The organism is Natronorubrum sulfidifaciens JCM 14089 (assembly GCF_000337735.1).
In the GTDB taxonomy this organism is placed as follows: Archaea; Halobacteriota; Halobacteria; order Halobacteriales; family Natrialbaceae; genus Natronorubrum; species Natronorubrum sulfidifaciens.
This window is the reverse complement of sequence record NZ_AOHX01000045.1, coordinates 98703-118137: the sequence shown is the minus strand read 5'-3', so window position 1 is coordinate 118137 and position 19435 is coordinate 98703. Positions and strand designations below refer to the sequence as shown.

The 19435-nt window shown below is 59.0% G+C and carries 21 protein-coding genes and 1 tRNA gene; 12 read left to right on the top strand and 10 right to left on the bottom strand.

All coding sequences use genetic code 11. From position 1 onward, the window contains the following. Nucleotides 1-52: 52 nt before the first annotated feature. From C495_RS14555 to C495_RS14535, 5 genes are all read left to right on the top strand, one after another. Entirely contained in the window at nt 53-553 is a 501-nt protein-coding gene (locus C495_RS14555; RefSeq protein WP_008164227.1) for a hypothetical protein, read from the top strand. Further along, complete coding sequence (locus C495_RS14550) at nt 546-2141, top strand: sodium:solute symporter family transporter (RefSeq protein WP_008164225.1); 1596 nt, start codon at nt 546-548, stop codon at nt 2139-2141. The genes C495_RS14555 and C495_RS14550 overlap by 8 nt, the downstream gene beginning before the upstream one ends. Beyond that, nucleotides 2141-2605, top strand: a complete 465-nt coding sequence (locus C495_RS14545) for a hypothetical protein (RefSeq protein ID WP_008164223.1) — start codon at nt 2141-2143, stop codon at nt 2603-2605. Before C495_RS14550 ends, C495_RS14545 begins: the two co-directional genes overlap by 1 nt. Nucleotides 2606-2732: 127 nt before the next feature. Then, nucleotides 2733-3341 carry a (d)CMP kinase gene (cmk, locus tag C495_RS14540; protein WP_008164221.1) on the top strand — a complete coding sequence of 203 codons (609 nt, stop codon included), beginning with the start codon at nt 2733-2735 and terminating at the stop codon, nt 3339-3341. An 89-nt stretch (nt 3342-3430) separates the two neighbouring features. Next, complete coding sequence (locus C495_RS14535) at nt 3431-5110, top strand: AMP-binding protein (RefSeq protein WP_008164219.1); 1680 nt, start codon at nt 3431-3433, stop codon at nt 5108-5110. On the opposite strand, the gene guaB is transcribed toward C495_RS14535, so the two are convergent. Next, entirely contained in the window at nt 5107-6609 is a 1503-nt protein-coding gene (gene guaB, locus C495_RS14530; protein WP_008164217.1) for an IMP dehydrogenase, read from the bottom strand. The genes C495_RS14535 and guaB overlap by 4 nt on opposite strands. 561 nt (nt 6610-7170) lie before the next feature. Between guaB and C495_RS14525 the strand changes: the two genes are divergently transcribed. The 6 genes from C495_RS14525 (at nt 7171) to C495_RS14510 (ending at nt 11008) form a co-directional block, all read left to right on the top strand. Further along, nucleotides 7171-8061 (top strand): DUF5794 domain-containing protein, encoded by an 891-nt coding sequence (locus C495_RS14525; RefSeq protein WP_008164214.1) that lies wholly within the window; start codon nt 7171-7173, stop codon nt 8059-8061. A 52-nt stretch (nt 8062-8113) separates the two neighbouring features. Then, a tRNA-Trp gene (locus tag C495_RS17720) sits at nt 8114-8288 on the top strand. A gap of 59 nt (nt 8289-8347) precedes the next feature. Further along, on the top strand, nt 8348-8587 hold the full coding sequence (locus tag C495_RS18370) for a DUF7563 family protein (RefSeq protein ID WP_083902493.1): 240 nt from the start codon (nt 8348-8350) through the stop codon (nt 8585-8587). Between the two features lie 120 nt (nt 8588-8707). After that, a complete protein-coding gene (locus tag C495_RS14520; RefSeq protein WP_008164211.1) occupies nt 8708-9076 on the top strand; it encodes a hypothetical protein in 369 nt (122 codons plus the stop codon). Continuing rightward, a complete protein-coding gene (locus C495_RS14515) occupies nt 9066-9266 on the top strand; it encodes an RNA polymerase subunit sigma-24 (protein WP_049890365.1) in 201 nt (66 codons plus the stop codon). Before C495_RS14520 ends, C495_RS14515 begins: the two co-directional genes overlap by 11 nt. Then, the gene (locus C495_RS14510; protein WP_008164208.1) at nt 9263-11008 is read left to right on the top strand and encodes a DUF7845 domain-containing protein; all 1746 of its coding nucleotides are present in this window, start codon (nt 9263-9265) and stop codon (nt 11006-11008) included. Before C495_RS14515 ends, C495_RS14510 begins: the two co-directional genes overlap by 4 nt. Before the next feature lie 694 nt (nt 11009-11702). Here the strand turns inward: C495_RS14510 and C495_RS18690 are convergent. Both C495_RS18690 and C495_RS18685 read right to left on the bottom strand, forming a co-directional pair. Beyond that, complete coding sequence (locus C495_RS18690) at nt 11703-12341, bottom strand: DUF7305 domain-containing protein (protein ID WP_161605571.1); 639 nt, start codon at nt 12339-12341, stop codon at nt 11703-11705. Beyond that, nucleotides 12232-13404: a DUF7289 family protein gene (locus C495_RS18685; protein ID WP_162471209.1), complete on the bottom strand. Its 1173-nt coding sequence runs from the start codon at nt 13402-13404 to the stop codon at nt 12232-12234. The genes C495_RS18690 and C495_RS18685 overlap by 110 nt, the downstream gene beginning before the upstream one ends. 488 nt (nt 13405-13892) lie before the next feature. On the opposite strand from C495_RS18685, the gene C495_RS14490 reads away from it, so the two are divergent. Next, nucleotides 13893-14147 carry a DUF7692 domain-containing protein gene (locus tag C495_RS14490; protein ID WP_008164199.1) on the top strand — a complete coding sequence of 85 codons (255 nt, stop codon included), beginning with the start codon at nt 13893-13895 and terminating at the stop codon, nt 14145-14147. Nucleotides 14148-14175: 28 nt separating this feature from the next. Here C495_RS14490 and C495_RS14485 read toward each other — a convergent pair whose 3' ends face one another. The 7 genes from C495_RS14485 to C495_RS14450 form a co-directional block, all read right to left on the bottom strand. Beyond that, nucleotides 14176-15372, bottom strand: a complete 1197-nt coding sequence (locus C495_RS14485; protein ID WP_008164198.1) for a type IV pilin — start codon at nt 15370-15372, stop codon at nt 14176-14178. A gap of 188 nt (nt 15373-15560) precedes the next feature. Beyond that, entirely contained in the window at nt 15561-15944 is a 384-nt protein-coding gene (locus C495_RS14480; protein WP_008164197.1) for a hypothetical protein, read from the bottom strand. Beyond that, the gene (locus tag C495_RS14475) at nt 15941-16204 is read right to left on the bottom strand and encodes a hypothetical protein (protein WP_008164196.1); all 264 of its coding nucleotides are present in this window, start codon (nt 16202-16204) and stop codon (nt 15941-15943) included. Before C495_RS14475 ends, C495_RS14480 begins: the two co-directional genes overlap by 4 nt. Before the next feature lie 166 nt (nt 16205-16370). Beyond that, nucleotides 16371-17537: a P-loop NTPase family protein gene (locus C495_RS14470; RefSeq protein WP_008164195.1), complete on the bottom strand. Its 1167-nt coding sequence runs from the start codon at nt 17535-17537 to the stop codon at nt 16371-16373. 177 nt (nt 17538-17714) lie between these two features. Then, nucleotides 17715-17924 carry a hypothetical protein gene (locus C495_RS14460; protein ID WP_008164193.1) on the bottom strand — a complete coding sequence of 70 codons (210 nt, stop codon included), beginning with the start codon at nt 17922-17924 and terminating at the stop codon, nt 17715-17717. Next, nucleotides 17921-18730 carry a hypothetical protein gene (locus tag C495_RS14455; RefSeq protein ID WP_008164192.1) on the bottom strand — a complete coding sequence of 270 codons (810 nt, stop codon included), beginning with the start codon at nt 18728-18730 and terminating at the stop codon, nt 17921-17923. Before C495_RS14455 ends, C495_RS14460 begins: the two co-directional genes overlap by 4 nt. Next, a complete protein-coding gene (locus C495_RS14450; RefSeq protein ID WP_008164191.1) occupies nt 18727-19434 on the bottom strand; it encodes a hypothetical protein in 708 nt (235 codons plus the stop codon). Before C495_RS14450 ends, C495_RS14455 begins: the two co-directional genes overlap by 4 nt. Nucleotide 19435 lies beyond the last annotated feature (1 nt).

Genomic DNA, 19435 nt, shown 5'->3' with positions numbered 1-19435 from the left:
CCCGATCCATGAGCAAGCCGACCGCAAGACGACTTCGATACGAGATCTAACAATGGCACGAAACGTTACAATGAGCCTGATCGGTGTGCTCTCAGTGGGTGCACTGGTGACGGCAAGTCTCGGGTGGTATCGGACGTTCTCGTTTATCGGCGGAGCGATCATCCTGTCGGTGATCGCGACGTCGACGATCGAGCGAAGCGACCGCGACCCCGATCTGGCTCCCTACACGGGGCTGATCGGCGGACTGGCAGTGTTTTTCCTGCTCGGTTTGGGCGGGATCTGGTTGACGTGGGACCCGACCGTTACCGAATACAGCTACGTTCTCGGCATTCCGACTCCCACGCTGATTTACTTCGTGTTCATCTGGCTATTGCCGCTTACGGCTGCGGTCTATTACTCGATAATCTTCGATCGGATCGCCAGCGAGGAGATCGTCGACGATATCATCGAGTCGGCTCGAGAAGAGCAGCGACGCGAGTCGTTTCCGCTGGCCCCGAAGCAGCCGAAACGGACCGCGGAAGTCGCTGACGGTGGTGAGGTGACCGATGAGTAGTTCCCTCTCTCTGCTTCCGTTCCCACTTCAGGAAGGGATTCCAGTCGCCGATGACCCGATTATCATCGCCTTCGGAGCAGCGTATCTGTTCATCGTGATGCTGATCGGGGTCTGGGGCTGGATGCAGACGGAGTCGACCAGCGACTTCCTGATTACGGGTAAAAGCATCGGCACGTGGGTGCTCGCGTTGACCGCGTTCTCGGTGATCCAGTCGGGCTTCGGATTCGTGGGCGGCCCCGAACTCGTCTACTCGTTCGGGACGACGGCGCTGTGGATCTTCTTTACTGCACCGCTTGGCTTCCTGCTGACATGGATCGTCCTCGCCAAGCGGATGCGTTTGATTGCCGACATCCGGAACGTGTTAACGCTTGCCGATGCGACGTACGTCCGCTACGAGAGCGAGTGGGTCCGGGGCCTGACCGGTCTCGCCGTCGCCCTCGGTGTGGTCGCATACCTCGCAGTTAATCTGGCAGCACTCCAGTTCGTCATGCGGGCAATCTTCGGTATCCCGCTTATCTGGGGACTGTTGGGCGGCGCGTTAATCCTGTTGCTGTACAGCATGCTCGGCGGCATGATTGCGGGTGTCTGGACCGACTTCCTGCAGGCCATCACGATGATCATCGGCGCTGGATTCGTCTTCGCCTACGCGCTGTCGTTCGGTGGTGGCATGGAGAACATCTCGCGAAACCTCGCGAGCGCGGACCCGAACCTCGTCTCGCCGTTCGGAACGCTGGGTGGCGCTGAAACCGCCGTCCTCGTCGGCATCGCCTGGTGGGTCCTCTTCGCTGTTGGTGCCGCCGGCCAGCCCCACCTCATCACGAAGTTCTACATGAGCCGTGATATGACCATCCTGAAATGGGGAGCGCCGATCGCGGCCATCTCCTACGCCATCTCGAGTCTGATCGCATTCGGAGCAGGACTCTCGATGCGGGCGATGGTCGAAGCTGGCGAGATTTCGGAGACGTTCAGTGCGAGTGAAGTCGGCCCCGTTTTCGTCCTCGACCACACGGGAAGCATCATCGCTGGCCTGATTCTCGCCGCGTTGCTGGCGGCGATCATGTCGACAAGTGACTCCTTTCTCAACATCGGTGCGGCGGCGATCTCGCGCGACATTCCGCGGGCGCTCGGCCGACCGATCACGGACGATCAGACCGAACTCCGCGTCACCCAGGGTGCACTTGCCGGACTGACGATCCTCTCGACGATCGTCGTCTTCTACTCGCAAGCGCTGGTCGGCATCCTCGGCGCGATCAGCTGGGGCTTTTTCGCCGCGGCGTTCGTTCCAGTGGTGGTGTTAGGACTGAACTGGAAGGGGGCCTCGAAGTGGGGCGCGATCGCCGCGCTCGTTGTCGGGATGCTGTTCAACATCGTCTACAACGTCATTCCGGAAGCCGCAACGATCACCGGAACCGAGTGGCTCAACGAAGCAGTGATGTCGATCTACCCATACCCGCCCGAGGTTCCCGCGGAAGCGATCTCGCTGCTGGTCTCGATGACCGTGTTCATCGCCGTCTCGCTCGTTGCACAGCGCATGACAAGTGCAGAACGTGAGGTTCCGGCCGACCTCCACGCGCTCTTCGAACGATGATGGTACAGCCCGAACAACCGCTCGCCCGATTCACGCGATGGATCCGCCAGCGCCCGAACTCCATCGAGTTCTGGGAGCTGGTCCTCACTGACCAGCGACTGGTCTGGTGTTACGTCGGCCAGTCCTACCGGTCGATGCTGTTGCGAGCCGATATGGGCGAACGAGACCGGGCCATCGTCGACGACAGCCGACTCGAGGAACTCGAAGAACTCGCCGAGGAGAACTTCGCCGTTCCGCTCGAGGCCCTCGAGTCGATCCGACTCGTCGAAGGCACGCGCTTTCGACGCGCCAAACTCGAACTCGAGTGGCGAGACGACGACGAGAGTCGCTACAACGGCCAGATGACGCTAGTCAGCACCAGCGACGCCGACTCCCAACGGGACGTCGTCGCCGCGTTGGCCGACGATCCACATCTCGAGCACGTGGATATCGACTTCGACACGCGGCGCTGGCCGTTTTTCTGACGGGGGCGTTCGAACGCACAACGCACGTTCCCGACCGTCGATGTCGTGATGACACATCGATCGGTGTCGAGCCTCGCACGCGGCGACAGCCGGATATCTTTTTACACTGAACGGTGAGTATTCGTGTATGTCCACGGATGCTCCGTCGGCCGAGATCGACACGACACTCTTCATTACCGTCTCCGGACCGCCGGGATGTGGAGCAACGACACTGTGTACCCAGTTGGCCGAAGCAATGGGCTGTCCGTACGTCTCCGGGGGCGACATCTTCCGCGAGATCGCGGACGAACAGGAGATGACACTCAATCAACTGACGGCAAAGGCGGACGAATCCGACGAGATCGATCGGGCGATCGACCAGCGCCTCCAGTCGATCGCCGAAGAGTGGGGGATGGCGAACAAGCCGTTTATCCTCGAGTCCCGGCTTGCTGGCTGGCTCGCCGGTGAGCGTGCTGACCTTCGGATCTGGCTGGATGCCCCTGAAGACGTCCGACTCGCCCGTATCGAAGACCGCATCGAAACCGAAGCCGAGATGCGCGTCCGAGAGGTCAGCGAAGCCGGCCGATACAAGTCCTACTACGAGATCGATATCGACGAACGCGAGTTCTACGACCTCAATATCAACACCGCACGCTGGAGCAAACGCGGCGTGTTCGAACTCGTTCGGGCCGCCTTAGAAGAGTACGATCCCGAAACCGACGAAGGTGCGTTCTCCACGCCGAGCGTCGAACTGTAACTCGAGGTCACGTTCGGTCCGGTTCACTGCTGACCTGTGTGGCTGATGACGCCGGTTCTTTCTTGTGACATGTCGACAAACATCATGGTATGTCGTACTACGTCACAGTTGATGGGGAGACGCACGCGGACGCACGCGAGTCGTTTTCGTGGGACGTTCCCGACGGCTTCAACGCAGCCGTTGATCTGGTCGGCAAACACGACGGCGACCAGCCTGCGCTGGTGCAGGTGTCCGACGACGGCGCGCGGACGACGTACACGTTCGACGACCTCGACGCTCGGTCGAACGCCGTCGCAAACGCACTCGAGGCACGTGGCATCGAACACGGCGACCGTGTCGCCGTCGTCGTCCCGCAAAAGCCGGCGAACGTACTCACTCATCTCGCCTGCTGGAAGCTAGGAGCGATCTCGCTTCCCCTGTCGGTGTTGTTCGGCGACGATGCGCTCCGCTATCGGCTGACTGACAGCGCCGCCCGCGTGGCCGTCGTCGATGCCAGCCAGCGCGAGACGATCCGCGAGGTCGCCCCCGACTGCCCGGCGCTCGAGTCCGTTCTCGTGGTCGACGACACGAGTTCCGAGACTGTCGTCCAGCAGCGAACCGACGGGGTCTCCGTGGAGCCGTTCGACGCCGCGGTCGACTGGACGGCGACGGCGCTCGAGCCTGCCGACACCGACGTTGACACGTCCGCGATTATTATGTATACGAGCGGCAGCACCGGCGAGCCCAAAGGCGTCCTCCACTCTCACGGCGTCTGGCTCGGCCACTGTCCGGCGTTTCAGCTCTACTTCGAGCACGACGTGCGCGACGGCGTCTACTGGACGCCCGCCGACTGGGCCTGGATCGGCGCACTCGGCGATCTTGTCTTTCCCGCCTGGCATTACGGCCAACCGGTCGTCGGCTACCCGATGGGGTCGTTCGACGCCGAGCGCGCGTTCGAACTCATGGCGACCGAAGCCGTGACGAACGCCTTCCTCCCGCCGACCGCGATCCGGATGCTGATGGACGTCGAGGAGCCGACCAGCCGCTATGACCTCTCGCTCGAATCGATCTGTTCCGGCGGCGAACCGCTCACCCCGGAAATCCTCGAGTGGGCCGACGAGACGCTCGAGGGCGTTGTCGTCAACGAACTCTACGGGCAGACGGAGGCGAACCTGCTCGTCACGAACTGCCGGCAGTGGTTCCCGGCGAAACCGGGGAGTATGGGGAAGCCAGTGCCCGGCCACGACGTCGCGGTGCTCGATCCAGAAACCGGCGAGCGGGTCGACCCGGGTGCGGTCGGTGAAATCGCGGTGCGCCGCGGTGACGATCCCGTGATTTTCGAGTCGTACTGGAACGAGCCGGCGAAGACGGATGCAGTAACGCTCTCCGACGGCCCGGACGGCGACCGCTGGCATCGAACCGGCGACCTCGCCGAACGAGACGAGGAGGGATATCTCTGGTTTCGGTCTCGAGACGACGACCTCATCATCACGAGCGGGTATCGCGTCGCGCCGCGAGAAGTCGAGGAAACTTTGCTCTCCCACGAGGCCGTCGCACAGGTCGGTGTCGTGGGTGTCCCTGACGAGCGACGTGGTGAGATAATTAAAGCAGCCGTCGAACCCGCATCGGAAGCGTCTGCAACCGACGAGTTACGGGCCGAACTTCGCGAGTTCGTTCGCGATCGGCTGGCGGCCTACGAGTATCCGCGCGAAATCGAGTTCCGTGACGAACTCCCGACGACGACCACTGGCAAGATCCGGCGGACGGCACTCAAACCGGGGCGTGATTAGCTGTTGTCGGGCGAGTAGTTCGGCGCTTCGTCGGTGATGACGACGTCGTGAGCGTGGCTCTCTGCCTGGCCGGCCGAGGAGACGCGGACGAACTCCGAGCGCTCTTTGAACGCGGGGATCGTCTCGGCACCGACGTACCCCATCCCGGACTGCATCCCACCGGCGAGCTGGTGGAGTTCGGATTTGAGCGTGCCTTTGTACGGCGTCGCAGCCTCGACACCTTCCGGCACGTACTCGTCGTCCTCGTCGGGTTCGTCCTTGAGATATCGGTCGCTGTCGCCTGATTTCATCGCGCCGACGCTTCCCATGCCGCGGTACTGTTTGTACTTCTTCCCGTTCATCGTGACGACGCGGCCGGGTGCCTCGTCGGTGCCAGCGAAGTACGAGCCGAGCATGACCGCGTCTGCGCCAGCGGCAACCGCCTTGATCGCATCGCCGGAGTAGCGAATGCCGCCGTCGGCGATCACGGGAATGTCGTGTTCGCTCGCGACGTCTGCGACCTGTGCGACGGCGGTGATCTGAGGCATCCCGGCACCCGAGACGACACGCGTCGTACAGATCGACCCGGGGCCGATGCCGACTTTGATTCCGTCCGCGAAGCCAACGAGATCCTCCGCTGCCTCGCGGGTCCCGACGTTGCCGACGACGACGTCTGCGTCGACTGCCTCTTTGATCTCTCGAGCGCCGTCGATGACGTTCAGGTTGTGCGCGTGGGCGGTGTCGATAAACAGCACGTCCGCACCAGCCTCATCAGCCGCCTCAGCCCGGTCCTGTTCGAAGGGACTGACGGCGACCCCACAGCGCAGTCGACCGTCTTCATCACGGACGGCTTCTTTGTACTCACGCCGTTGGAGGATGCCCTGCATCGTCACGAGCCCGACCAGCAGGTTCTCGTCGTCGACGACCGGCACGCGCTCGATCTTGTGCTCGTACATGAGGTCGAACGCCTCCCGGGGATCGATATCTTCGGGTGCCGTGACGACCTCGTCGGTCATCGCCGCGGTGACCGGGTCCTCCTCGTTGACCTCGAGGTGGGGCCGGATGTCGGTACTCGAGATAATCCCGAGCACCTCGCCGCGGGTGTTGACGACGGGTGCGCCACCGACACCGTTGCGGGCCATCCGTTCGTCTGCCTCACGGACGCTCATCTCGGGATCGGCGGTGACGACCGAGTCGAGGGGGATAATGAGTTCGTCGGCGCTTTTGACGCGTTCGATCTCCTCGACCATCTCGTCGATGTTCATGTTTCGGTGGAGCACACCGAGGCCGCCGTGGCGGGCCATCGCGATCGCCATCCCGCTTTCGGTCACGGTGTCCATCGCCGCCGAAAGGATCGGGACGGAGACTTCGACGTTTCTGGAAACCCGCGAGGTGAGATCAGCCTGGTCCGGTTCGACGCGACTCTCCTTTGGCCGAAGGAGTACGTCGTCGAACGTTAGCGCTTCCGGTACTGCCAGTTTCGAGGAATAGATCCCGTGTTCGGGAACGTCGTTCGCCATGTAAGCCGTCGGAACCCACGAGCAAAAAGCGTTGCGAGATATATTTGGGTGTGAACGGTTGACGCGCCCGTCGACGGCCGATTCGGTGGATTTCGTGTTGGCACACGATATCAATGGTTACCGATCGCTCGAGTGCGGGATGGTCCCCCTGTTCGCCGGCGATTGACCGGCACCTCGGGTCGACATCGATCGATCGGAAAGCGGACAGTCGTCTACCAGATGGCGAGTATCCCTTCGGTATTCAACGACAACTCCGTACATTCACTCGCAGATATGGGTGTCAGTGGCGAAAATACGTCTGCTTATGCAACCCCTTCCCACACAACGTTTATTGACACTCCTGTCTATTCTCCGAGTATGTACGCTGTGAGTTCCAGTGAATCCCGAGTCGGTGGTTGGATGAGTCATCACTCCACCTCCAAATTTACATTCGGGAATCAGAAGACAAAACTCACAGCACGAGGCCGCAATCGGACGAACTGGTGGCTCGCCCACCATACCCTCCGGGATCGTCCACCCTATTACCCACCGGCCTCGGGTCATGGCCATCGACCCTGACCGATGAGTACGTCACAACACCCGGTTGCACTCCGTCTCGAGCGGTTAGTCGGTGGTGACGCGCGCCTGTTGGCGCTGGTGATGATGTTGCCACTGATCGACGGCGTCTTCCCGGCGCTGATCCTCGCGGGCGCGTTAGACGATCCGCTCGGTGCTATTCAGGTCGGGCTGTTGATCTTCGGCGGTAGCGCCACCGTTGCGGTGATCCTCGCCGAAATGTCCGGCACGCCGCGTGAACAGACGGCGATCGTCTTGATCGTTGGCATCCCGCTGATACTGCTGGCGGCCGTCCAGGCCGCCCTTGCACCAGCGATCGGCAGCGTCCTCGACAACGTCATCATCACCCGCTTTGCGGCGCTGGTGATCCTCGCCATCGCGGCCAAAACCGCGAGCGCGACGATCGGCGACTACCTACCAAACCCCGTCGTCATCATCGGACTCGGGCTCATCGCGAGTTTCGACCCCTCCGGCGCGTCCATCGTCCTGATGGACGATCCCGCACTCGTCGCCAACGCCGTCCTCGCCGCGGGCGTTGGCGTCGGCTTCGCGCTGGCGGTCGCCCTCGGCGGGCCGTATCTGCGCGAGTACATGGATATCGACCGTTTCCGCTTTGGCAGCGCCGTCGCGCTTGGTCTGTTGCCGCTGTCGATGCTCGGCATGGCATTCGGTCAGGCCCCCCTCGCAGCCCTGATCGTCGCCGCCGTCTTCGCGATCGACCTCCCACTCGAGCGAGACTCGAGCGACTCGGACACGGCCGCGGACGGCCCGGTGGCCGACGGTGGCGACGAGGAACCGTCCCTCGAGGACGCACTCGAGGATGTCGAGGCCCCCGAGCCGGAGACGTATCCGGGCGACGACTCGACGGATACCGAAGGCCGTGCCCCGTGGCTGTAATCCGGTTCCGAATCGAAACCACTTTAGGTAACATCCCCCAACTGGATGACGAGGGGTCGTGGCCAAGCCAGGGATGGCGACTGACTCCAGAGGCAACGCGCCCGGGACGACACTCCAGACTGATATACTGATCGGACACCTGATCAGTGTCCGTGTGATGACCCTCTGGAGTTCCGAGGCGCACCGGAGATATCAGTCGATCGGGGGTTCAAATCCCTCCGACCCCATCTGAAATAAAAAGCCTCTGTCGGCTTTTTTCGCGTTCTCGATACTTCCTTAGGAGTGGGTGGTCTGCATGACGGTCGCGCCGTGGCCGTCGGTTGACGACTCAACGTGTACCCACTGCGGAGCCCACGTTACAGACCGTTTCTGCCGTGTTTTCGGTGACAACAGTAACCGAGCCCATCGCTGTGGCGAGTGTGATACCTATGCTCGACTGAGCCGAGGGTCGGCAGCTGGCGAAGACGTACAGATTCCAGATCCAGAGACATCGCCCGGTCGTCACGGAGGTGAGGCCGATGTGTGAGGGCTCGTTCGTTCCCGCGAGTCGGCTCTACGATGTCGGGAGTCAAACGCCCATAGCCCATCCGGCCCACCAAGCCACAGACGACGATGTTCGTCGTGCGCTCGAGGACGGTGGTTCGCGATGAGTCGTTCGGGCCTGCAACAGTTCGGGTTCATGCCGCCGACAGTCGTTCGCGAGCCCACGCGAGATAGCGAGGGCGTTCACGTCTGTCCTGAATGTGGCTACCCTGTCGGGAAGTCGAAAGGCTCCCAGCGGATCGAGAAGCCCGAACTCGAGCACGTCGCTCTCGCTGCTGCCTTCGACGAACTCATTACGTTCGGCTGGCGGTGCGATCGTCACCCCTACGACATCGTAATGCCAGCGCGAGCGGGTGGCCCCGATGCCAACGCGATGAACGATGGCTGGACCGGCGTTGAGCTCTGGTTCACTGACGAGTTCGTGCGTCACGTGCCGGTCCCCAAACGGGAGGTGAGAGAACGTGCCGAGTAAGCAGGCATCGCTAGTTGAGTTTGGGCCGGATCTCTCTGTGCTCACTGACGCTGAACGCGAGGCCTACGTGACGTGTCGAGAGAACGGCGTTGGTGTTCGCGAGTACGCTCGTCGGACTGATCGACGGCCAGGGACAGTCGGGAATCTGCTCCGCCGAGCGGAGAACAAGCTCGAGGAGGGATCGGCATGAGTTCGGACGCTTCCCGATCGGCGAGTGAGCCGACAGTCGTTCCGGGCGGTGACTACGATCTCCCGCGGAACGAGGGAATCGAAACACGGTCGAAGACGTATCCGACACCGCCCGGCCACGGTGGCGGTGGGAAGTTCGTACTGAACGACGCTTCTCGGCCAGCTGGGCGTATTCCGTTCGATGCCGGAGAGAACCGCAACATCCCCGACGGATCGCTCTACCAACACGCACGCGCGGCCCATTACGCACACGAAGACGAGATCGTCGTCGACCCAACCGAAGAGAAAGAACGGATCGTTCTCTCGCGTGACTATCTCGTCGACGGCGTTCCACACGCGGTCGTGCAGACCGACAGTCGATGGCGTGGCGGTCGCGGAAAGGGATCGAACTACCGGCCGTTCTACAAGTACGACGTGACGCTGAAGCCGATCGATCACGAGGGCGAGATCGAGTGGTCGAAAACGCCACTGAACGCGCTCTCGCTCAAGATCCAGCCACAGTACGACGGGATGGTCAACAGCGATGGAAACGATGTGAATCTCCCGTTCGGGACTGGGACGCTCGTTCACGTGCAGACGACGTGGGTCGAGCACCCCGAGGCGCTCGCCGATCGAGCCGCCGACCTGGTGGCTCACGTCTTCGACTACGATCTCGACGAAGACGAGATCAGTGAACAGAGCAAAGGGTTCTGGAAAGCCGAGACACACGTCCGCTGTGACGATGCGAAGACCGACGATCTCGTTCACACTATCCGCCAGAGCGCGGACTTGCTCGCCGAACACGCGGCCGACGTTGATACGACCGGGCTCGCTTCCGACGGCAACTGGCTCGAGGCGAAGATAACGACTCGAGACTGGCGACAGCTGGGCTTCCCTGATCTGGATGCGAATATCCTGTTGAAACTGTACTATACGGACAACCCGGAAGCCGTGAGCTACCCGTTCGATCAGCCGAAGATCGAAGCCGCGCTGATGGGCAACCCGAACGGCGATAACCACCACTGGGACGAGTGGGACGACATCATGCGCGCGCTTCGCGAGATCGTCCTTTCGCATCTGGTGTGGGCCGATGTCGGCGTGACGGATCTCGTCGGTGACGACGTTTTCGGTGGGCCGACCGCTGAGCCGTACACGTGGCAGCATCCGGAAGGCCGGCGTTGGTGGCTGAGAAAGCACTACGAGTCGCTGGTTCCGGAACTCTACCGCGAGGTGACGAAGCCGAACACACAGCTGGTGTACGATATTCTCGACACTGTTCGTCGACACGGAACGGTCACCTACCAGACGCTGATGGAGGAAACTGGTGGGGCCTACCGTACAATTCGAAAGCACGTCAGTCGGCTCACCTACCCTGATGATGATCCGGATAGCGATGAACCGGGGATTCTCAAGAAGGTGCAAGGCGTTCAGACGTGGGTTGCCTTCTCGTCGCGATTCTTCGAAGACGCTGCCGACGATGCGCTCGACGAGGTGAATCCAGACGACACGCCGGAAGCCAAGAGCGAGCGCGCTGACAAACGTCGCGAAGATCGACAGGAGCGACAGCAGCAAAACGACGACGACCTGGAGGAAAGTGACGACGACGGTCGTGCCGATCGTCGCGATCGCGACGACTGGCGACCGATCGATACGCTGCCGTACTCGCCTGCCAACGTCGGTCAGTTCATCGCACGCGGTGACCTCGAGGCCCAGGACGTAAAGGTCCGGATCTCAGCCTACGACTGGCTGAACGCGACGGGCTAAGTCGGCTCGTCGCCACGGGCTCGCTTTTTCTATAGCAACAGCATTCGTCTAAGCCGCCAGTTTTCGATCGTTCTGTCGCCTTTCTTTTACAATACTGCAGGTAGCTTTTCATTCCAGCCGCTATGCGGTGTGTTTTTTGCGCGGGTATGCTCGAGGTCGCGACGATCTCGAGTGTTCCGCAGCTGTGTGTTCGCTTTGGAACCGGCTTTTGCGGGTGTTTGGGCGGCCGTAGAGCGGTATCTGTCACGTTCTGTCGGTAAGCCACCTTGCCAACCCCCCGTACCGTATAGTGCCGCTGGGGCGGCGGGGTAAAACGGCCGGGGGCATATCGCCCCCGGCCTACCGCACAAATCCGGATTTGGCTGTAGAACCGCTGTTCGCTATCCACACGGGGAGTAGAGACGGTCACGAAGGTGGCAAGGTACGGTGCCAGATCGACGTAGGGTTCTCCCGAAAATGGCCCCTGATTCACGCGTTAGCTCTCGATCATCCGATATACACCCTGGTGAAAGTGAAAAAGTCAGCTCCAGCGTGTGTATAACGACACAGAATCAAAATATACACCGCCCCGCACAGCACCGCTACGCTGAAAATTCAGCGTCTGTAGCCGCTAAGAATCCTCGAAAGTTGCCTGCGGTAGCCCCTCCTTCACGTCTTCGCGAATCTCCGCTTGAAGGACACGGAACGGTGGTTGTCATCGGCTATTCTCTACTTCGATATCATGTACATTGAGATTCACATATGTAACCGGTGCAGGGACAATGACTTTCTTTTCTGTCCCACCAATCTCTGGTTCAACTCCCTTCAAAGCGGGGTCGTGCTCAATAGTTGGATTCCCATTAGGATCTGCAAATCCACCACCAACTAACGAACCTTTGATATGAGTGTTGCCACCCAAATTAAATGATTCCCGAGACCCATCATCTGTCGGAGCATAAATAGTTCCAATAAAATCTTGCCCACCATTGCCAGTCATTTCAAATGAAGAGGTTCCATATATCTGAAGGTGACGTGCTTTATAATCATCTTCTTCGTCACTACCCTCAATATCAATATTTGCGTTCCCCGACATTTCGTAGTTGCCAGTGATATAGAAATGAAGTTCATATTCATCGGAGTGATTCGTGACAATTATATCATTATTTCCGAAATCAATTGACCCGTTAACGACAATTGTCGTGTCTCCTCCTGAAAGATCAAACTTAAGGTCGCTATTACCTGGATCACCGCCATTGTCTGGATCGCCGCCATTGCCTGGATCGCCGCCATTGCCTGGATCGCCGCCATTGCCTGGATCGCCGCCATTGCCTGGATCGCCGCCATTGNCCGCCATTGCCTGGATCGCCGCCATTGCCTGGATCGCCGCCATTGCCTGGATCGCCGCCATTGCCTGGATCGCCGCCATTGCCTGGATCAAGACTAAGCTCTTCACCATAATATTTCCCGCTAGTAACAGTTCCGTTTTCCATTTCGTCATCTAAGCTGTCGTAATCTGATTTTTCCTTGACCATCTCATCAATCTCGTCATCAATCGTTTCGAGATCTAGGGAGTCTGTTTCGTGAGCCTCTCCATCGAGATGGTCCTCTTCACCGGTAATCGTTCCACCATACATCACATCTCCAATAACCTCATTCGACCCATCTAGTTCCAAGTCCCCTTCCACTGCGATCGCCTGTTCGTAGTATGAGTCCAGTTCAACTTGGCCAAGAAGAGCGGTCACTTCTCCATGCGTATCGTTGATTGGTTCAGCATGGACCGCGTCTTCACCAAGTTCATCTTCGAAGTGCTGCTCCCATCCACGATAATACTGACTCGTCAGTGTAATATCTACAATCGTGTTATCTGCAACCGTATTTTCCTGATTTACATTCTCATGATCCATCGAGATGTCCCCAGAGCCAAGCGTCTCGTCACCGTGAATTGTCGTCAGTGAAAAGCTAAGACTCTCATCATCCCCTTCAGACGGATCGTAGTCGAATCGCGGTGCAGAAACGACCTGTGTCTCGTTCCCCGTTTCACGGAAAACGGCACCGCCCTCAAAAGCGATTGTAGTTCCATCATCACTATGGTATTCGACAGCTCCGAAATCCTCACGGATGGGATTCTCTCCTCCATAGTCTATCTCGATGTTCCCTGACTTCTCTTTCGTAATCGCACCATCCTCACCTGCGTTTAATTCAATTTCTCCACCTGTGTCCTGGTTAATGCTTATTCTCTCCATTGAATGTCGAAATTCGACAAATGATTGTTCAATCGCCTCATCTTGAGATGCACTTTCGTATTCCGAAATCATGTGTCCTCCAACCACAAATAGTCCTAAACTCGCAATCGCAACCGCTCCTATCAACAGAATAATACCAAGAATTGGTGACACTCCTCGAGTATTTCCCTTCATATTTACTTACCAAATCGTAGGTCGTTGGCATAATTGTAATCGGGTAAGTCTTAACAATGAAAATAACTGTCTGTCTACCATGAAATGCTATCTCAAATATGATGAAATAAGTCTTACTGCCAGTTCAGTAGTCTGGTTAACCTTGATATGGTTCTGCGGGTCATTGAAACGTGTAAGTGAGTAGCTATGGCAGAATCTAATACCCGTATCAACATCATCGGAATGCCTGTCTGGGGGTTATAGGTAACCATGGCAAGAAATTCTGTTCGGTAGACTAAATCTTCTTCTCCCCTCGGGGTTGCACGTCGACAGAATCCGTTTCCCGAATATGCACACGAGATCGGAAACGCCGTGTGCATATTGCGAGTCGCTCGGTCCCTCAAGTCGGATTCATCGACGGTGGGCCGACAGATCACCCCCATTTTGGGCCGATATGGGCCGTTGAGTGAGCCGAAAAAACTAGGATTCCGGGGGTCGTGTGTACGAGCATGCGAATCAGAACCGACGGCGACTACGCGTATCGACGGGATGCGATCGAGCGAGCAGCTGACTTCTACGACTGTAACAGGACAAAGGCCGTGGTCAGTGCCTGCGATGATGTCCCCCACTTCGTCCGCGCTATTCAGCAGGTCCTCGAGCGGGATGATCTCACGCTCAAGCAGCGCCGGGAAATCGCCGAGACGTTGAGCACTCGAGCCGTGAGCTTTGAGATCAGTACTGAAGTCAGCACAAAAACCGAGTAAAAAGTACGGTCTTGGGTTTAGGGTGAGATCAGCAAACGTCTACTCCACTGTCACCGCCCTTGATTCCAGTCACACTGCATTTCTTGCCGTCAATCACACCGTCGACATCTATCTCATCCTGGTGGTTCTCCACATCTAAGATAAACAAAACAGTACCATCAGTATCTTGAATCTCTTTGCTTGCTTTGTTATCATCCCCCTCACGGCTGTGATAATCAACTTCCGCAGCGACTTCGACTTCGGCATCGTCGAGTGCACCGCTTAGTTCGTACTCGATATCGATCGCTACGGTATCGTCTTGACTACCGAACTCGCTAACATCCACTGTTAGGACTTCAAACGATACCGGCTCACCGCTTGTACTCTCGTCATCTTCAACTTGAACGACCAACCCTGTCTCGCTATCATCTCCGCTACTGACTATCGCCGGATACGACCGTTGATCATCTTCGCCGCTATCGCCATCGTCTGTTTCCCAGGTTAGTTCGATATCCGTTGAATGCCCGCTCGACAGCTCAACCTCTGTCTGGTCGATGACTTCGGACTCACCGGTTTCGTCATTTACAATCTCTAGTTCGATATTCTGAGAGTCTGTTTCCTCACCAGTGTTTTCGATAGTCGCGTCGAAGACTACTTGCTCACCTTCAGTTACAGTCTCGTCATAGCTGTTCACGGAGACAGTAAAGGTGGATTCGCCTTCGCTTTCTTCGCTTTCCCCGCCTTCTCCGCTTTCCCCGCCTTCTCCGCTTTCCCCGCCTTCTCCGCTTTCTCCGCCTTCGCCAGCGTCTTGATCTCTCACGTCATAGGTGCTGAGCAATTCCGACTGTGAGCCTTCATCCAGAATCACAGCAATCGAACTAGTATCATCAAGGTCTGCACAGTTACCACCATCAGCATATCCTGTGATGTTCATCCTGTCGCCGACACCGACTCCGTTGGAACTGTCCCATGCACCACAGGCTTCCTGTCCGTCTACCCGGATCTCGAAGTCATCTTCATCGAGAGAAGAGGTGCCGATGAGAGATGTGACGACCATCGAAACATTGTCATCTTCCTGCTCGACATAGTCCACGTCGATGTCTGGTGTGGGCTGGACGATCCCTCCCTGACTAAGAACGAGAGAGCCGACAAGAGCCATAGTCATAACAGATATGCCGACAAGTAACACAACTCCAATTACCGGCGAAACGGCGTTATCATCCCTGAGAAATGCCGATTTCTCCATCTTTTCTGAATCTACCAAACAGTGATCGCTTAAGTATATCGACGGTTTGTGCCATGTTGGACTGCTATCCTTTTTTCTATAGCTTCCTGTAGGCGAGCAAGAGCGCCTTGAACGCCTTGACTGGCCGCTGTTGGGTCGTAAATAGCGGAATCTGCACAGAAAGCGTGAGCAGAATTGACAGAGGGGAGCTAAAACACGTCACCGATTGCGATCTTCGCCTGTTGTGTGCCGCGGTGATCGCCGCCACCGTGCCACCGGAGCAGCGGGAGATCGCCCGCTCGAACCATCTTGTCTTTGACGACGGTCAACCCGCTGCGACCATGGGGACGGTAGACGACGAAACAGTACCAGCCGTCCGCCCGCCGTAGCTTCTCGTGGTATGCTCGGTAAACTTTGAAGTTCCCTGGCTGGCCGTCGGCGTGCTCGAGCATCGTTGATTTGATCTCGACTGGCGTACCGTTCTGGAATCGAGCGTCGTGCCAGCTGGCGCGCTCGAGAGCGAACCGACGCTTCCGGGCCATGCGCTTTTCGCAGATCGTTCCGAAGTGGTTGGCTCGCTTCGATCGATTCACGGTGTCCTCCGTTCGTCTCGCCAGCGCCGGTCGGCTCGAGCACTCGACCAGGTAACGAACGCCGCGAAGAGCAGCGCACTCACACCCAGTCCGTATGCGGCCGTCGTGATCGACGCGATCGCGACCGTGCTCGAGCCACCGATAATCGTGAGCGTTTGTCTCGAGAAGACACCCCGCTCGTAATCCATCCGTAGTTCGTGGGCCAGATCGACAACAGTGAACCGAGCAACGTCGATAAGATAACGGAAGGCGACAGCCATGTCGATCACATCCTACGCGCTCGTCGCGCGCCTTTATTTATTTCTCCGCCAGCTATGTCACACGGAACGCAGGCGATGGGCGTAGCCACGCGGCCCTGTCGGGCCGCGCCCATAGCTACTGTAAACGGGGGTGCGTAACCAGAACCGGTGACACAACCCGCCGCCGTCATGCGATTACCTCTTCGACTTTGCCAAGTGTCTCGACGTGCTTGCCGTCCTTGCGGTGTTCGTTCCACCGGGAATTGACCCACCCGTGGCTGTAGGGCACGAATTTAGCAGTTTCACGATCCGTCATTCCGTCTTCTTTGCATCGAATCGCGGTCCAAATAGCCGTCATCTTCGCCGCCTCGTCAGCTGCGAGTTCGTCGGTCTCGTCGCCATAATCCGACCAGCTCCAGTCGCTCGCTTCTTTCGTGTTGTAGCGGAAGTCCGTCGGTGGAACGCCTTCGATCTCGCCCTCGATGTCTGCCAGTTGGGCATTCCGAATCGAATCAGCGATGACGGCTTTCTTTCGCGAGACCTTCTTGACGATCGTCCCAACGCGCCAGAGCATCGGATGGATCGAGCGCTCGCCGTGTGCGATGTAGATCAGTGCACCGCCGTACTTGCGGATCTTGTAGACCAGCGGTGCCATCTTCTGCCGAGTCTGGTATCCTTGCTTCCCGGTGCCGCTGGCGGCACTCGAAAACTCGTCACCGATGAATAGCTTGTCTCGCTGGCTGTGCTTGAGCGGATCACCGTCCTGTTCGACCCACTCCATGAGAGTGCCGTAGTCACCGATCCAGCCGTCCTGGACGTCACCGTCGTCGTCGACCCATCGGTTCTTTTCCTCTAAGCTCTGGATGTTCGTGCCGAGCAGCGAGTTGTCCTGATGGAGCGCTCGCCAGCGCTGTGCGAGCAAGCAGGCGAAGTCGGTCTTGCCCGCGCCCATCTCGCCCAAGACGACGATCACCGGTGCCGGGCCGTTCACGAGTTCGTCGACTTTCCCGATCGCCTTCAGTCCGCTCACGTCCGCGCGTTTCGACGTGTCTCCGACGAGGTGCTTGATCGTCGGCATATCACCGTTCTCCATCGCTCTGCGGAAGGTTTCAGTTCCTTCTACCATCCTGATCTGCCGGTGTTTCTCGAGGTCTTTGCACTGGCCGGGCATCTTGTCGGGCCGATCGGCGGCCGTCGGCTCGTAGTGAATCGACCGGATCGACATCGCTCGAGAGATCGATTCGTCCCTAACGATGCCACCGTGATCGGCGATCTCGCGGTTCTCTCGCTGACCGAATCCCTCCTGGTACTCCCGCGCTTCGCCCGTGACGTGGAGTGCGTTGTCGTCAGTCATCGGTCCACCTCCAGCGGTCGCTTTCGTGACCGACGAGTAGCGGTTTCTCGGCCCTGCGGAGCTTGTACAACAGCTTCCCGAACCCGTTTCTCCCGGCCGATGTGACCGGCTCGCTGCCGACGAACGTTTTCGGTGGCTCAACTGTTCGATTCCGTACCGTGCCGTTGTGGATGTATCTCATTCTGACCCTCCGTTTCGGCCGGCGATCACGGCCGCAAGGTTGTCGTTTCGCCGCCGTTCGATGGTTCGCACTTCGTCCCACAGCCGTTCTTCGATCAAGCGATACCGTTCGTCGTTCGGGGCTTTCGCTATCGCCTCGAACAACTGATCTTGATATCTCTCGAGTGCGTTGCTATTGAATCCGTAGTGCTCGATCGGTGGCATCATCGTTCAGGTCCTCCGTCGGTTGCTGCTTGCCCATCGCCCATGCCCATCGCTCCCTGATCAATCGTCACGGGATCAGGGTCGGCCGGGTCGAACTCCTGTTCGTACTCGCCGAGGTCGCTGATCTCGTCGCTGGACCACTCGGTCGCATCGTCTTCGGCCGCTTCGAATCGCTCTTTGACGCTCGTCTTCTGTGTCATCAACCCGCGCTCGTCCGCCTCCGCATGTGCGTTGATCGTGTCGCGTTCGATCTCGATACCCATCCTCGAGATTCGACCGCGAAGTTTGTTGTAGGCGATCGCCGTTTCCACCAGCTCGCCGTGGATGTCCTCGAGCATCGCTTTCACCGTGACGAGTTTCGAGTCCGACAGCTGTGAGAAGTAACAGCCGGTGACGACCAGCGTCTCGGTGTCTTCCTGCCAGTCGAACTCCCGAACTTCAAACGCCTCGTCGTCGTTCACTCGGTATGGGCTCGGGCCTTCGGTCACCTTCTCGTCCCACACCTTCGGTTCGACGTAGAGCTTCCGCCGAACGTCCTCGACGGCGTTGATGTGGTGTACTTCGACCATCCGCCGCTGTCTGAGCTTTCGGGCTCCCGTCACGAACAGCGCGAGCAGTGGTGGCCCGAGCAGGAGCAGCGCCGCGAACCAGCCGTACGCGATCGGTGGCACACCCGGCAGCGACGGCCGGATGAAAACCAGCGCGGCACCGAGTGAGACCATCAGACCGAAGACGATTAGCTGACTCTCTGCCGCGATGTACGTCAGCCGGTCGCTCCAGCCGCCGAACGTACCGCTCGTGTCGCTCATGCTTCGATCACTCCGCTGTCTTCGGATCGCAACACGTACGCTGTGCCGACGGCCGCCAGTCCGACCGTCATGATAATCCCGCTGAACAGCCCGCTTTCGCCGCCAAAGTGCCGGAACGGGTTATCGTCCTGTTGCTCCGGTGCCTCCATCTCTGTCGAGAGCCGCACGGTAGTTCCGCTAACTGTAACGCCGACCGACGACGAGCCGCGCATCTCGCGCACGTCTGTCGAGATCGTCGTTTCGCCGCGCTCGAGTTCGTAGGTCTCGCTCGGCACTTGCACCGCGCCGTCTTGATCGATGCCCTCGAGCGCATCCGACACTGTCACTCGCTGGTAGCGGCTGGTTTGGAAGGTAATTGTCGCGGTGCCGTCCTCGAGCGAGTAGTCGGTGATCCATGTGCCACCGCCGAAGTCGACATCGAACTCGTCGGGAGCGTCGACGTCCGCCGGCTCGTCGCGCAACCAGTCGCGGACGTTATCGCGTTCGTCGTCCTCGAGCGCGTTCGGGTTCGCGGTCGTCCAGTCGCGCACCGCCGCCCGCGTGTCCTCCGGCACATCGTCGCGGTCCTCGTCGAGTAGATCGCGCACCTGATCGGCGTCGAGATCGGTCGGCCACTCGTCCTCGTCTGCGGCGGCCAGCCCAAAGCCCATGCCCATCGCCAGTGCCACCGCTGCAATCGTGGCAAAGACGAAAATCCGTCGCATG